The organism is Aquimarina hainanensis (genome assembly GCF_042684685.1).
Lineage (GTDB): Bacteria > Bacteroidota > Bacteroidia > Flavobacteriales > Flavobacteriaceae > Aquimarina > Aquimarina hainanensis.
Window position 1 is genome coordinate 92,197 of sequence record NZ_JBHULX010000021.1, and the last position, 16,459, is coordinate 108,655.

Below are 16,459 nucleotides of genomic sequence, written 5' to 3' on the forward strand. Positions count from 1 at the left end.
TTTAGTGTTTAATACTTGCTATTCATCCAATCAAAAGGCTGGCGCTTCACCCACATTCCTCTTGTAAAGTCCGGAAAGTCCTGTGGTTCACCGTTATTCTCTATGGATGCTTCAGATAATGGGGTAATAGCACTCCAGGCAGCTGCATCGTATACATCGAGTGGAGGTGCTATATTCTGTTTTGCAGATTCTACAAAGGCATTTAGAACAAAGAAGTCCATTCCTCCATGCCCTGCACCAACAGCTTGTTGCTCATATTTTTTCCATAAAGGATGATCATATTTTTTAAGCCATTCATCAGCAACATCCCATCTATGTGGATTTGATTCTCCCTCTATATATATTCGATTACCATCTACCTCCCATAATCCATTAGCTCCTTGTACTCTAAACCCTAAAGAATACGGTCGTGGTAAATTACAATCATGGGTAACTATAATCGTTTCTCCTTTAGCCGTTTCAATTGTAGAAGTAATTACATCGCCTTGTTTGAATTTTACGCGAGCATTAGGGTGATCTTTCCCTCCGTGTTTCACAATGTAATTATGTAATCCTATTGCTTTTGATGCATTGGAACTTATAGACAGAAAACGGTTGCCTCTGTTAACGTCGCACATAGTAGCCATCGGTCCAACCCCATGAGTAGGATACACATCTCCATTTCTTAATACGGAATGCTGTGTTCTCCATTTAGATTCAGAAATTCCTTTCTCTCCAAACTCTACTCCTTTTCCATAAGCAGTCTTCCCATCATTTAATTTTACAAATCGAAGATCGTGCTGATATCCACATCTAAAATGAACCAATTCTCCAAATACATTTTGTTTAACCATATTCAGAACAGCAAGTATATCTCGTCGATAATTCACATTCTCCAGAATCATTAAATGTGACCCGGTTTCCTCATGCGTATTTACCAAATCCCAACACTCCTCCAGCGTATTCGCTGCAGAAACCTCTAAACCTGTATATTTTCCTGCTTTCATAGTATCTACAGCCATCTTAGTATGCCATAACCAGGGCGTAGAAATAATCACCGCATCAACTTCTTTTAATGCCAATAAGTTTCTGTAGTCATAATCGTTTTTTCCAAATACTTTTGGTTTCTTCCAATTCGCCTTATCAATTTTATCTAATGCTACATTAATTCGGTTCGGATCAATATCACAAATAGCAGTTATGGTTACATCCTTTCTTTGTAGTGCATTATTAACATGAACCATTCCCCTTAATCCAACTCCAATAAATGCTAGTTTTAACTTTTCTCCTCTAAGACTTGTCATCTGACCAAATGACATAGTGGGTAATAATGATACTCCAGCACCGGCAAGTACTGTTTTTTTAACAAAATTTCGTCTAGAATTCATTTAAATTATTTTATGTTAAACTGTGATAATTCAAATATGACGGTTCCATTTTGTATTATGGTTGATATTTTAAGCATTTAGGGCGACAAATTCCTCTTCGAGTATGCAAATGCTTATTTTGTACCCTTTTTTGACGAATTACACTCCTATAGAAAAATAACTTACTAACGTTATTTAATTTATGATTTTAATTTTTGTTAATTATCTTAACAAATAATACCAGATTATTTTTAAAAATGTTAAAAAAACAACAATTATACTGTATTTATATTTCTAGCTAATAGTTGTTTTCAGATAACAATGACCTTTATTATAAGGAACTATTTTTATGTGTAATATGGTATGCTTCTAAAAGATGTACTACTAAAAAAGATATTCTATATGCATACGTCAAGATTCTACTTTTTGTTCATTATTAGTATATGGTATTCCTCTTTTTTGCTAGGTCAAAGCCACACAAGTTTCAAGCAACTTTCTCCCGTTAATGACAATAAGTTTGTTATTCCTTCAAAAACAATTCAGGATTCTATAGGGAATATATGGATGTTATGCAGGGAAGGAGTTTTAGTGTATAATGGATATGAATATACACTTCTTAAGAACAAAACGATCTTCCCAGACATTCAGCACAATGACTTTATTAATGATATGATTATTGATGCTGACAAACATATCTGGATTACTTCTAACTTCGGTCTCTTAACAAAATATACCACGACGACCAATACATTTAAAGACATGACTGCTTTCTTTCCTCAAAAGGAAGCTGTAAATGCAATCGTAGCAAAAAAAAATGGAGTCTGGCTAAGTACCAAACTCGGTAATTTATATCAATATACCAATAGGAATATGCAGCATATTACGACAGTTTTGAATCAGGGAACTGAAATCAAAAATATCATTGATATAGAAGTTCTGGGTACTTCTGATGTATATGTAGGAACTAATAGCGGTACGATCTATACCTATTCGCTATCCTCTGGAAAAACAACCGAAATCATAGGGACTTTTACGAATTATCCCGGAAATATTTACCTCACAGCAGATAGTAATGACAAAATATGGATAGGAACCGAAACCTATGGCTTATTTGTTTATGATCCTGTGGAAAAGCAATTTATTCAAGATTCGTTTTTTAAGGAAAAAAAGTTCAATATCAATAAGGAGATGTTTTTGACATTGTATTGTGGTAAGGATGGATATATGTGGGGAGGTACTGATGGAGGAGGACTATATAAAATAAATATTCATACCGGAGAAATCGAATTATTTACCAGGTACTATGCAAATGAGCTTTCACTAAGCAGTAATACCATCTTAGATATCAATCAAGACAACCATAAAAATTTATGGATTACAACCAATTATGGCAAGCTTAATATTTTACCGTATAAAAATAATAATATCATGTACCATGAAGGCTCTGATAATCATATTCCTCTCAGAGTTCTAAGCATGTACAAAAGCTCTAAAGGAATTTTATGGGTAGGTACTGATGGGGCTGGCTTGACAAAAATAACTTATAAACCTGATGGTACATCTCATGAAACACGTTTTTTTGAAGATCCACTATTGAACAAGAATTTTTATGTACAATCCATTGTAGAAGATCAACAATCCAATATCTGGTTTGGCACTTATAAAAATGGATTATGGTTTCACAATACAAATACGGGTACTTTTCAAAAAATTCCGGTTTATAATTCGAGTAACCAAGAAGCAACGGATATTCGCTGCGTTTTTTCTGATTCCAAAGGGCGTATTTGGGTAGGCTCAAACCTTTCTATTAACGTATACAATAAAGAACAAAAATTACTGGCCGTTTTTGATAATAATTCCAATGGACTACAAGGGGTCAATACAGAAAGTATTCTCGAAGATAAAGAAGGTACTATTTGGTTGGGAATTGACGGAGGGGGATTGTTTCAGTGTGATGAGGATCTCTCGGATATCAACCTTTCTACATTCATAGATTACTCTCTAACAAATACAAAATATATCAATGAAATGAAAGCTGCCAGGTCTATGGCTTTTGGGAATTCAAATGAAATTTGGTTGATCGATCGCTCCGGCAGACTACTAAGGTTTGATATTACTAAAAAGGAATACACCTATTTTGACCATATTCCATCTATTGGAGAAATTGTATTTCACGCGGTTCTTACTGATGAAAACGGAGATGTATGGTTGAGTTCGAAAAATAATGGAATTAGTCACTTCGATGTCGAAAAACAAACGCTCAAGACTTTTTATGATACCGATGGATTTCAGGACAACCGGTTCTTACTCAGAAGTAAGTTTAAAGATAAACAGGGGCTATTGTATTTTGGAGGAGTCATGGGAGTCAATAGTTTTAATCCATCGACTATACGAAAAAAAGCTGCTGACCCCAGATTGCATATTCATAGTGTTGAAATCCTTAATCAACCGGTCTACACCATTTTGCCCTCTAAAATGACTCATAGTATTTCCAGTCTTGATTCTCTCGAGTTAGCGCATGATCAATCCTATTTTTCTTTTAGATTTTATGCTGTCGACAATATCCTGAATCCAAGTTATTATTATGCATATCGGTTAAAGGGCTTTGACGAAGATTGGATCATTAGCCAATCTGAACGCTTAGCTACCTATACCAATATTCCTCCCGGGGATTATATTTTTGAGGTAAAAGGAGGAACCAAAAAAGGAGTTTGGGATCTTCCTTCGAAAAGTATTTCGATTCGCATTCGACAGCCTTTATGGAATACAATTCCTGCATATCTTTTTTATTTTCTAATACTAGTCTTAACCATATACGGTATTAGAAGGTGGTATTCGCTAAAAAAGAAATTGTTCCTGGAAAAAGTCCATTACAAAAAGGAAAGCGAGTTACACGATTTAAAGATGAATTTCTTTGCCAAAATGTCGCATGAGATTCAAACTCCTATTACCTTAATTCTGGGGCCTATTGATGATATGCTTCGAAAAGCTGAAAAAAATGGAAACTTACTTCTAAAACAGCGGCTTGATATTATCTCCTATAATACAAAACGACTTTCCAGAATTGCTCGTGAATTAACTCTGGTTAGAAATAAAGAACTGGAAACATTACGATTAATCATAACTAAAAATGATTTATATAAAGATGTGCATACCATTGCCAAATCATTTAAAGAGCTTGCCCGGAAGAGAAAAGTAGATTTCGTAATAAACTGTCCAAAAAACTTAGCTAATACTTGGTATGATAGAGAAAAAATTGAACATATTATCTATAATTTGCTGTCGAATGCTTTCAAGTTCACTCCCAAAGAAGGAAATATTTTATTAAACATTGTCCCCATTACTAATAAAAAGAAAATCAAATTATCGGTAATAGATTCCGGTCCGGGAATCCCTGATGATGAATTACAGCATATTTTCAAATTATTTTATCAATCGGATATTGGCAAAAAAAACAAAGGAACGGGAATAGGATTAGCACTTACCAAAGAGTTAATAAACTTACACAAAGGAAAAATTAAAATCGATTCAAATCCTTCTGAAGGAACTACCTTCACAATCAAATTCCCCGTTACCGAAGAAGCCTATGATGACACAGAAAAAGTAACCGTTACTCATAAGGAGGAACCTAATACAATTACCCCTGTACTAGACGACCCTTCAATTACGGAGAAAGACCTAATGAAAAAAACTATTCTTATTGTAGAAGATAATTATGAATTACAATCTTTTCTGAAAGATCTTCTAAGTGATTTTTATAATATTATTCTGGCAGAGAATGGAGAAGAAGGATACAATTATGCCAAGAATACAATCCCGGACTTAATTTTGAGCGATATAATGATGCCAGAGTTAGATGGTATCGAAATGTGCCAAAAACTTCAGAAAGAGCCTATAACAAAACATATCCCGATTGTGCTGCTTACAGCTAAAAATTCTACTAACGCCAAAATTTCAGGGTTAAAATCGGGAGCTATAGAATACATCAATAAACCATTTAATACCAATGAGCTACTTCTCAAAATAAAAAACATACTAATTACTAAAGAACACATTATTTCTAAATATAGAAAAGAAGTTATTAGTCGCCCTAAAGTAAGTATGGAAAAATCACAGGATGAACTTTTTTTGGAAAAACTTATGCACAATATCAATGCCCGGTTAGACGATCCTAATTTTAAAATGGAAGAACTGGCTTCCTCCCTTCATATGGGGTATTCCAGTTTATACAGAAAATGTCAATCCCTAACAGGACATAGTCTTGTTGACTTTGTCCGGGTACTCCGTTTAAAAAAAGCAGCAATTCTAATCACCAAATATGGATACAATATTTCTGAAGCTTCTTTTATGACCGGATTTAATGATCCTAAATACTTCTCAAAATGTTTTAAAAAACACTTCGAAAAAACACCTGTAGTTTTTAAAAAGGAAGCCAAAGAAATAGGTGTAACTACCTACCTCAATAAATATCAAATAGAGATTCCTAAATAGTTTTCTCGAGGTAAACATATCACACCTTATACAGAAAATAGATATTAATTCCGAAGGCGACTTGCGTTACCTTTATCTGACCATTTTGTTTAATCTACAGACTTTTTTTAAAAAGAAGTAACCGCTTGAATCTTAATATCAGGAAAGCTCTCCGTTATATACACTTTCAGGTCTTCATTCGAATCAACTATTTTCCATTGACCACATTCATCAGGGAAACTTCCTACAAATTGCACTTTTAGGTCTGGAAAACTATTCACTATTTTTACTTTTATATCAGCTTCAGAAGCATACTCCACAAGCTTTACCCTTCCGTACAGTTTTTTTCCCTTAAAAGTACAATCATCTATTCCTTGTGGTTTTGCCCTCTCTTCTGACTTTAGAAAAAATGACACCCATAAAACCAGCATTAGATAGCCTCCTTTCATTTTACTATTTTTTTAATTGCTTTTTGCTACTAAACAAAAGACATCTTCATTTTACTATAACTCTTTAGAATATACATGTACTCTTCCGTAAAAATGTTACGATTAACACAATTGCTTAACACGTATCATACTGACTATTATCTAACTACCTTCTTTTTATTAGTGTAATAAAAAACCTACAAAACACTGCTGATTTTCTTAAAACTAACCAACCTTCTTATATTCTAAAAAGCACAAAAGTTAAACTAATCATTCATTTTTATGTAAGAAACCAATACCTAAGATAACTAAGTTTGATTCAGATTAATTTATTTTTTTAACATATTTATTACAATAAAGATACTCAACAAACTCTTACGTATAACAATATTTAAAAAAATTGAAAATAATTTATTCACTATGAAAAGAGCGTTACTCATACTTGTCTTGCTTACGACAAGTACTGTGCTATCACAAAAAACGATTACCGGACATATATCAGACACCTCCGGGAATATCATTCCCGGGGCTTCGGTAATCATTGAAGGAACTTCAACAGGCACAACTTCAGATTTTGAAGGTAATTTCACTATTGAATCGTCAGGTAATACACCTACGCTAATTGTTAGCTTTCTGGGTTTTAAAACAAAAAAAATTAGTATTAGCAGTACTATGACAACAATCAGAGTACAGCTAGAAGAAGATGCCTTCCAGTTAGAAGACATTGTCGTTACAGCCAATAAAACGACACAACGATCACAAGATGTTCCGTTAAGTATTACTGCGGTAGGTGCAAAGGAACTAGCCAGAACAGGTTCTGTAAAGGCAGAAGACTATTTTCCTAGTATCCCAAACCTGAGTATCAGTGCTTCTGGAGGGGGAGGCGCCGGGTTAGGAGATGGAAGATCCTCTGGAAAAAATATTGCTATCCGAGGAATTTCAGGAACTAATACCACTGCTTTTTATCTGGATGAAACCCCTCTACCAGAATTTGCTGACCCCAGGTTATTCGACACCGATCGAATCGAAGTATTAAGAGGTCCGCAAGGTACCTTATACGGTTCCAATACGATGGGAGGAGCTGTAAAAGTAATCACTAATCAACCAAATGCCTATAAAACATCAGGTAACATTGATATCTCAGGAGCTTCTGTAAAAGAAGGAGATGCAGACTATAGTATTCAAGGAGTATTTAACATCCCTATTCTCGAAGAAAAACTCGCCTTACGACTAGGGACTTTCTATGCTTTTGAAACAGGGGTCTTTGACAGAAAAAGACAAACTCATTTTAATGGATTCCCTCTAAACACAGGAGATGGCACAGGGGCTAATCCCAATGCCATATGGGATAACCCTGATGGCAGTGGAACTCAAATACCATTTACCGGTGATCCTATCCCGATCACATTACAGAATAGTGATGTTAGTGATACTCATGGTTGGAGAGATGGGGAAACTCAAAAAGAAAATGTAGATGATGAAACTAGTTTTGGAATTAACGCTGCACTTGGTATTTACCCAAGTGAAAACTTAAAAATCGTTCCTAAATTCATCTACCAAAAAACAGAAGGAGATGGTTTGGATTTTGCAGATTTCAGACCGGATAATTTCGAGCAATACCGAATTGGTGGTATCGACGAAAAATACGAACTAGAATTATTACATAGCAGTCTATTAATTCAACTCGGATTGGGAGAATACGGGGAACTTACCAATAATTTTTCCTTCAGTGAGGTGAATCAATTTGACAGAGAAGATGTAACTGAACGAGAAAGTTCTGGGAATTCCAGTACTGAACTAACTCCATTTGACGAAAATGGAGATTTTGCAGACTTATCCGAGGCTTATTTTTATCCGGAATTTATGGATCGCACCGGCGCACTAACCAAAGTAGTAGAAGAGTTGCGATATTCTCTAAACAATCCTGATAAAAAACTAAATATCACTGCAGGTTTGTTCTTTAGTTCCGAAACTTCAAAATTTGATGGTATACAACCGAGGAACTCCTATCTGGGAGCATTATCTAATTTCTTTGGAAATATTGGGCTTCCTGATCTGCAAGAAATTATCGCTGCTGAGAATTTTATTTGGTTTTCGCAGGATACCGATTTTAAAACAGATGAGTTTGCCCTATTTAGTGAAATATATTGGGATATTACCCCTAAATTAAAAGCTACTTTTGGTTTGCGTTATTTTTCTTACAAACAGGAATTAAAACAAAAACTAGGAGGATTTGTCGCTGCTGGAGGAGGAATCCCTACCGATGAAGAAATTACGGATGATGGGTTTACCCCCAAGCTTAACCTCACGTATACCATTAATGATAAAAGCTTACTTTACGGAAGTGCTACCAGAGGATATCGACTTGGTGGAGCAAATGGTATTGTCCCTGTAATTTTCGCCGAAGCAGATCTGGCTGCCCTGGGACTAGAAGAAGCACCCCGGACTTTCGAATCTGATTTTTTGTGGACATATGAAATTGGTAGTAAAAATACTTTCCTTCAAAATAGATTGATTGCCAATGCTTCTGTTTTTCATACAGTATGGAATGATCTGCAACAACGTGTTTTTCTTCCTTCTGGATTTATTTTTGTAGATAATATTGGTAAAGCAACCATCACCGGATTCGACCTCGAAGTAAAAGGGAAAGTCAGCAAGAATCTTCAGATTGGAGGAGCTTTTGGATATGTAAAGGCCGAAGTAAATGAAGGGAGTATCCTTACCGCTTCAGAAAAAGGAGATAGAATACTAAATGTTCCTGATATTACAGCCAGTGCCAATATTCAATACTCTCATCAACTAAAAACAGATAAATCCATGTTTTACCGCCTGGATTTTCAACATACCGGAGAGCGTGTGAATACATTCTCCCCAGAAACCGAACCTCAATTTATCTTTGATGCTTTCAGTATTCTAAATGCGCGAATTGGGTATTCCTCATCAAAATTTGATATTGCTGTATTTGGCAAAAATCTAACAAATGAAATTGCTAATTTTGGAGATATCATTTCTTTAGCTGCTATTCCTTTTGGAAGATATCGATATGCAGTAGGAAGACCTGCATCCTATGGTATAAATGTGCGATATAAATTTTAAACATATTTTTTGTATTCAGAGACACAATGATAATCATATAGATCCCATATTAATAACCCTCGTGGAAAACTCACAGAGGGTTATTGATCTTGATACAAATCATTACTATTTCTATTACATACATTACTCTTAGCAAACCAACCAATAATAATGAAAAATCGTTTCCTATATAGCTTACTGATTCTTTGTTGTATCAGTTGTAAAAAAGATAATAAACCACCCCTCACCATCTTTCATAATGGTTCAATACTAACCATTAATAAGCAGAATGATATTGTCGAGGCTATGGCTATTAGAAATAAAAAAATAATAGCAATCGGAAATTATCACATCTTAAAAGATTCTTTGCAAAAAATCTATTCCATAAAAGAAGTAGATTTACATCAGAACACTTTAATGCCCGGTATTTATGATTCGCATTCTCATCCAATTACTGGAGCCTTAAAAGATCTTTTTCAATTAAATTTTGAATGGGATATTCCAGCTGATTCTTTACACAAAAGCATGAAGCATTATATAAAGCACGTAAATTCTGAAATCGTCATTGGAGGTGCCTGGGCTAGTGATTTTTTTGAAAAAAATCAGATTGATCACCCCTTAAGATGGTTGGATGCAATCAATAGCACCATTCCTATATTACTAGCAGATGATACGGGTCATAATTTATGGGTGAATAGTGCTGGGTTAAAAATGGGGAACATCAATCGCGATACTCCAGACCCTAAAAATGGAAGAATTGAAAAAGACCCTCAGGGAAACCCCAATGGGGTTCTTCACGAAAATGCTTCTTTTCTGGTACTTGATAAGGTAACCTTCACCGAAGAACAATACGCGAAGTCCATAGAATATGCACAAAAACAATCGCTCTCCTATGGAATTATCGCTATTAAGGATGCAGACGCCAATAAAAAATCCATTGAAACAATGTATAAAATGGATCAAGCTGGTGCTATCAATATGTTTTTTGCCATGTGTCAATCTACACCTAAAATGGCAAGAAACCACCCCCTGGATATCCGGTCTTTTGTAGAAACTGCTAAAAAGAACAAAACCGATAATATCGACCCTTATTTTATCAAATTTTTCTTAGATGGCGTTCCCACTTCCTCTCGAACAGCCGCCATGCTATGCAATTACAAAACGGATCATCATCACCCTACTCCAACTAATGGTTTTTTGCATATTACACCAGAACTACTACAACAAGATATTGCTAATTTCGACAAAGAACAGTTTATCATTAAAATTCATGCTGCCGGAGACAGGTCGGCACGAGAAGCTATTAATGCCGTCGAATATGCTCGTAAAAATAACCCTCAAAGCACTCAAAAACATGAGTTAGCACATGCCAGTTATATACATGAGTACGACCTCCTGAGAATGAAAACACTGAATATCGCAGCAGATCTGTCTCCTTATCTATGGTTTCCAAGTCCCATTATTGATAATATTTTGGCAACCGTTTGTGATGAAAAAAATCATGACTTCTGGCCCATTAAAAACTTGGTAAAGCATGAAGTTCATTGCATAGCAGGTTCTGATTGGCCTTCAGTTGCCGTAAACCTCAATCCATGGGTTGGTATAGAAGCCATGGTAACCCGAAAAAACCCTACAGCAACAAACACTACAAAAGCATTTTGGTCCGAACAAAAAATTCCTTTATCTGATGCCTTGCGAATCTTCACTATAAACGGTGCTATATCAATGAATAAAAACCATGAATCCGGTTCATTAGAAGTTGGTAAAAATGCAGACTTCATCATTCTTGATCAATCCATCTTCGATATTGATCCAGATGATATTAGTGAAATCAAAGTACTGTCAACCTATTACAAAGGAGTTGAATGCCATAGGTTAAAACCATAAACAACAACGCACAAAACCTAAACAAAACATCTATTTTTATGTAGTGTTTTTTTACAAATGATGAATATGTTTGGAGTAGTCATTTTGTTCTTTGATTAACAGAGTTCAAGAAGATGTTATATAAAATCGAATCAGGATTACTTCCGTTTTTGTTATTAATAACAACTTATGGGTTTTGAAGTTCAAAAAGACAACTCAGTGATTTGTGAATTCTATTTTACGAATTGCTATAAAAACAAACATTTATTTTAATTCTCTATACAAGCTATGAAATCAAATTTCATAAATGGTAAATGGATTGATGGTTCATCAGACGTTACTTTTAGCATACACAATCCTGCCACCGAAGAAGAAATCCAAACCATCTCAGAAGCAGGAAATATCGATATTGACACTGCTATAAATGCTGCTCATTACCAGATATATCAGGGGGATTGGTATAAAATGCTTCCAAATAAAAAGGAAGCTGTTTTACTCAAATATGCTGATATCATAGAACAACACACTACCGAATTGAGTGAATTACTCGTAGCAGAACACGGAAAACTACTTGCGGATGCCCAAAAAGAAGTGGGTGCTACTGTAAATTGTTTTAGATACTATGCCGGATGGGCAACCAAAATAGAAGGATCTACCCTGGGAGTATCCCTAAGTGGCGGAAACCATTTTGCCTATACCCAAAAAGAACCCATTGGTGTTGTGGCTGCTATTGCTCCCTGGAATGTTCCTATGATGATGTATGCTTGGAAAATAGCACCTGCCCTTGCCTGTGGCTGTGCTGTAGTTTTTAAACCATCAGAAGAAACCCCTTTAACTGCATTACGACTAGCAGAATTATCTCAGGAAGCAGGTATCCCTGATGGAGTGATCAATGTAGTTAATGGCAGAGGGGCAACCGTCGGGAATTACCTGATCAATCACCCCAAGGTTCATAAAATAACTTTTACCGGGTCTTCTCAAGTAGGTAAAAACATAGGAAAACAAGCCGGACAAAATTTAAAAGAATTCACATTAGAACTAGGAGGTAAAAATCCAGTACTAGTACTCGATGATGCTGATCTGAATTCTCTACCCAAAGGAACTACCAAAGGGATTTTTTATAATCAGGGACAAGTATGTGTTTCCGGCTCCAGAATCTATCTTCCTAAACAAAAATATGATACCATCCTGAGTGATATAGGTGATATAGCCAAAACCATGAAAGTAGGACATGGAATGGATCAAACATCTCAAATGGGACCATTAGTTTCCAAATCACATATGGAACATGTTATAAAGTATATCGATTCTGGAATTGCAGCAGGAGCAGAAGTTATTGCAGGAGGTAATAAGTTATATAACAAAGGATATTATGTAGCTCCCACAGTATTTTCAAACCCAGATAATCATAAAATAGATATTTTAAAACAAGAAATATTCGGTCCTGTTCTCGTAGCTGTCTCCTACGATGGTTTAGATGATTTAATCCAAAAAGCTAATGATACTCCTTATGGACTGGCAGCAAGTATTTGGACAAAAAATGTAAGTAATATGCACTATTTACTGTCTAAACTACATGCAGGGATGATTTATGTCAATTCTCCTGTTCGGTCTGATCCAAATTTACCATTAGGAGGATTTAAACAATCTGGAATTGGTAATGAGCTGGGGAAAGCATCTATAGCAGCCTTCACCAGATCAAAATCCGTAGTAATCTCCTACTAAATCCCCTAATTATCAAATTAGTATATTGTAATCAGACATGTAATCTATTAACATAAAACACTTTTAATACAATTATGAGTACTAGCAATAAAAAAGTTGGAACCCCGACAGGTATCGCATCTATTCTGGGATTAATGCTACTGGCATCTTCTCTATTAACCATTACACAAGGGATTAGCCTGGGCGGCTATGTTTTCTTTATTGCACTGGTAATTTCATATGTATTAATGATGTGTCAGGCAACCAGCTTTGCAGAGCTTTCCGGAATCATTCCAACAGTAGGAGCTGTCTATGATTACATCACCATTGCAATGGGGCGATTTTGGGGAGTTACTGCAACACTCGCTTCTTATGTGATTGTTACTTTTTTTGCTTCATCAGCAGAGGTAGCTGCCGCAGGCTTATTTGCACAAAGTAATTTTCCTATTGTTTCTTCTTTCGTTTCTCCAGAAAATTCCTGGATTATTGGTTGGGGAATTGTAATTCTATGTGCTATAATCAATATTAGAGGCATCAATATGTTTGCTCTGATAGAAAACATCCTATCGTATTCCAAATATGCTTTAATGGTTATTCTAGGAATCATCGGATTGTTTATCATCCCCAAAACCAATTTAGATTTTATTTGGGGTGACTCTTCCATCGGTCATGACATTTCTGCAATTTTCACCTTGGTAGGGTTCACCTTATTCCTATTTGTAGGAGCAGAATATGTAACACCACTAGCCCCTGAAATGAAGGATCCTAATAAGAATATCAAACATTCTTTATTTATCGGATTGACAATGTCATTAATTGCAATGCTGATATTTGGCACCAGTATCGTTCGGTTAGTTCCTAATGAAGTTGTCGATCAAACAAGTAATACATTATTACTGGAAACACCTGAGAGCGCTTTGGTGTATGGTGATGCTATTTTAGGTGAGGTGGGTAAATGGGGTTTTGTTTTGGTAATATTCCTTGCCACAGTTGCTTTAATAAATACCATCATCGCCAGTATTCCCAGAATACTTTATGGAATGGCACTTGATGGAGTCTTGCCTAAAATATTTCTAAAAACACATAAAAAATATGACACTCCCTATGTTGGTATTATTTTTATTGCACTGATCCCTATGCTTGGATCTTACCTCATCGGATCTGATATCAATGGAGTTTTTGCTCTCATCCTGGCAGCTATCTGCTCCTGGATATTTTTTTATATACTGATTAATATTGCTGTAGTCTTACTACGAAAAAGACACCCTAAAATTGTACGCCCTTTTAAGACCCCTTTATATCCTCTCCCACAATTATTGGCTATTATCGGATTATTTATCACCTTTTTCTATTTAGTCCCTCCTTTCTTAACACCATCTCAGATTTATATTCCTTTTTTTGTCATACTCTCTATATGTGCTACTTATTCTTTTGTATGGCTTAAATACAAACAGGAAGTACCGCTCTGGACTCCTCTGGAAATAGAGCATGTTTTGCAAAAACACCCACATCAGGAAACCTCTTGACAAATAGTTTGTTTAATCAATAAAAAAGCACAAAACATAAATATTAATTACACTTTTATGTAAACAAGAGTCCTATTTCATTTTTAATTTTAATCAGGAGTAATAAGCAAGTAATGAAAAGAAAAACAATACTTATCGTTGGTACCGCAGATACAAAATCTGACGAATTATTATTCATGAAGCATTGTATCGAAGCGCAGGGAGGAAACCCAAAAGTCATGGATGTAGGCGTTCTGGGAGATCCTGGTTTTGCCGTTGATTATAGTAAACATGATGTTGCAAAAACCATAAATACTACCAACAAAGCTATTATAGCATTAGGAGACGAAAACAAAGCCATGACTAAGACCGCTGAAGGAGCCTCTAAATTAGTCAGTCAATTATATAGTGAAGGAAAGATTGATGGAATGATTGCTTTGGGAGGTACCATGGGTACTGACCTTGCATTGGATGTTGCCTCTTCTCTTCCTTTTGGTGTTCCCAAATATGTGGTTTCTACCATTTCATTTTCTCATTTAATCCCTCCTGAAAGAATATCTCCAGACTTATCGATGATGCTTTGGTCAGGTGGCTTATATGGAATAAACAAAATATGTAAATCTGTATTGAGACAGGCTTGTGGTGCTGTAGTCGGAGCAGCAAGAGCTTCTCAAAAGCTTAAAATAGACAAACCATTGGTCGCTATGAGTTCTCTGGGAAAATCTGCTCTGAAGTATATGGTATATCTAAAACCAGAATTGGAAAAAAGAGGTTTTGAACTGGTTGTATTTCACACAACCGGTCAGGGCGGAAGAGCATTGGAGTGGTTAGCCAGTAAAAAACGATTTGCAGCCGTCTTGGATTTCAGTTTACAGGAAGTTGTCAATGATGTGTTTAATTCTATTGTTACCTCTGGAAAAGATCGGTTAGAAAATACAGGGTTAAACGGAATTCCTCAAATCATTGCCCCCGGTTCTATTAATATTGTTGATATTCCAACCTGGCAAAAACCACCAAAAAAACTGAAAGACCGCCCTTCTCATGTACATAATCGACTGATTTCTTCTGTAGTGCTAGATAAAAAAGAACTTAGAAAACTGGCAGCAAAGATTGCACAGAAAATTGCCAAAGCAAAAGGAAAAACAAAACTACTGCTTCCTCTAAAAGGGGTACTGGAATGGGATAGAAAAGGTCGAGAGTTATATGACCCTGAAACATTACACGTGTTTTTTAACGAGATGAAATCTCTTCATACTCCCAATATTGAAATAGAAGAAATCAACTGCCATATCAATGATCAGGTCTTTGCAGACAGGGTACTTGATGTATTTGATGACTGGATAGAAAAAGGAATTATATTAAAACAGCCTGTAAACGCATGAAAACGCCTATAAAAGCCTTGTTATTGGATTTTGGTAGTGTTATCAGTAAATCGCTGTTTGAGCGCCAGAATATCATAGAAGAAAAACTTCAACTTCCCAAAGGAGTATTAACCTGGAAAGGACCTTTTGACCCAAGTAGTGATCCTTTATGGATGTCCATGCAGCGAGATGAAATTACTGAACGCGATTATTGGGGAACACGTGCTCAGGAAATTGGAGCGTTAATTGGGAAAAAAAACTGGTCAATGCTTGACTTACTGAAATCCATGGGAGAAAAAACCGATTACAGTGAAATATTGCGACCTCAGGCATTACAAGTAATTGATATTGTAAAAAAATCAGGAGGTAAGGTAGGGATCTTAAGTAATGAAATCGAATTATTCACCGGGAAAGAATTTGTAGACAACCTTCCCTTTCTTAAAGATCTGGATTCTTTTTACGACGCTACTCATAACGCTATTTTAAAACCGAATCCCAAAGCCTATGAAATAGCATTGAACACACTACAATTACACGCCAATGAAGTGTTGTTTGTAGACGATCAATTACGAAACATAGTAGGAGCTATGAAGTCAGGATTAAAAACCCTGCATTTCGACATTACACAACCAGATGCCTGCTATCAATATGTATTACATGTACTAGGCATCAACTCTCTTATCGCAACCAACAATTAAAAAAAT

At 35.6% G+C, this 16,459-nt stretch carries 9 protein-coding genes; 7 read left to right on the top strand and 2 right to left on the bottom strand.

Translation table 11 applies throughout. From position 1 onward, the window contains the following. Window positions 1–8: 8 nt before the first annotated feature. Window positions 9–1,367 (bottom strand): Gfo/Idh/MocA family protein, encoded by a 1,359-nt coding sequence (locus ACFSTE_RS11235; RefSeq protein ID WP_176028960.1) that lies wholly within the window; start codon window positions 1,365–1,367, stop codon window positions 9–11. 381 nt (window positions 1,368–1,748) lie between these two features. On the opposite strand from ACFSTE_RS11235, the gene ACFSTE_RS11240 reads away from it, so the two are divergent. Further along, window positions 1,749–5,837 (top strand): two-component regulator propeller domain-containing protein, encoded by a 4,089-nt coding sequence (locus ACFSTE_RS11240; RefSeq protein ID WP_378256902.1) that lies wholly within the window; start codon window positions 1,749–1,751, stop codon window positions 5,835–5,837. A gap of 107 nt (window positions 5,838–5,944) precedes the next feature. Here the strand turns inward: ACFSTE_RS11240 and ACFSTE_RS11245 are convergent, their stop codons facing one another. After that, window positions 5,945–6,265: a hypothetical protein gene (locus tag ACFSTE_RS11245; RefSeq protein WP_378256904.1), complete on the bottom strand. Its 321-nt coding sequence runs from the start codon at window positions 6,263–6,265 to the stop codon at window positions 5,945–5,947. A 399-nt stretch (window positions 6,266–6,664) separates the two neighbouring features. Between ACFSTE_RS11245 and ACFSTE_RS11250 the strand changes: the two genes are divergently transcribed. From ACFSTE_RS11250 to ACFSTE_RS11275, 6 genes are all read left to right on the top strand, one after another. Beyond that, window positions 6,665–9,340 carry a TonB-dependent receptor gene (locus ACFSTE_RS11250; RefSeq protein ID WP_378256906.1) on the top strand — a complete coding sequence of 892 codons (2,676 nt, stop codon included), beginning with the start codon at window positions 6,665–6,667 and terminating at the stop codon, window positions 9,338–9,340. Between the two features lie 150 nt (window positions 9,341–9,490). Next, window positions 9,491–11,206 (top strand): amidohydrolase, encoded by a 1,716-nt coding sequence (locus ACFSTE_RS11255; protein ID WP_176028956.1) that lies wholly within the window; start codon window positions 9,491–9,493, stop codon window positions 11,204–11,206. 267 nt (window positions 11,207–11,473) lie between these two features. Continuing rightward, a complete protein-coding gene (locus ACFSTE_RS11260; RefSeq protein WP_176028955.1) occupies window positions 11,474–12,910 on the top strand; it encodes an aldehyde dehydrogenase family protein in 1,437 nt (478 codons plus the stop codon). 74 nt (window positions 12,911–12,984) lie between these two features. Next, on the top strand, window positions 12,985–14,415 hold the full coding sequence (locus ACFSTE_RS11265; protein WP_176028954.1) for an APC family permease: 1,431 nt from the start codon (window positions 12,985–12,987) through the stop codon (window positions 14,413–14,415). Between the two features lie 113 nt (window positions 14,416–14,528). Next, entirely contained in the window at window positions 14,529–15,776 is a 1,248-nt protein-coding gene (locus ACFSTE_RS11270) for a Tm-1-like ATP-binding domain-containing protein (protein WP_378256909.1), read from the top strand. Then, window positions 15,773–16,453, top strand: coding sequence for an HAD-IA family hydrolase (locus tag ACFSTE_RS11275; RefSeq protein WP_378256911.1), 681 nt, complete (start codon window positions 15,773–15,775; stop codon window positions 16,451–16,453). The genes ACFSTE_RS11270 and ACFSTE_RS11275 overlap by 4 nt, the downstream gene beginning before the upstream one ends. The last annotated feature ends 6 nt before the right edge of the window (window positions 16,454–16,459 follow it).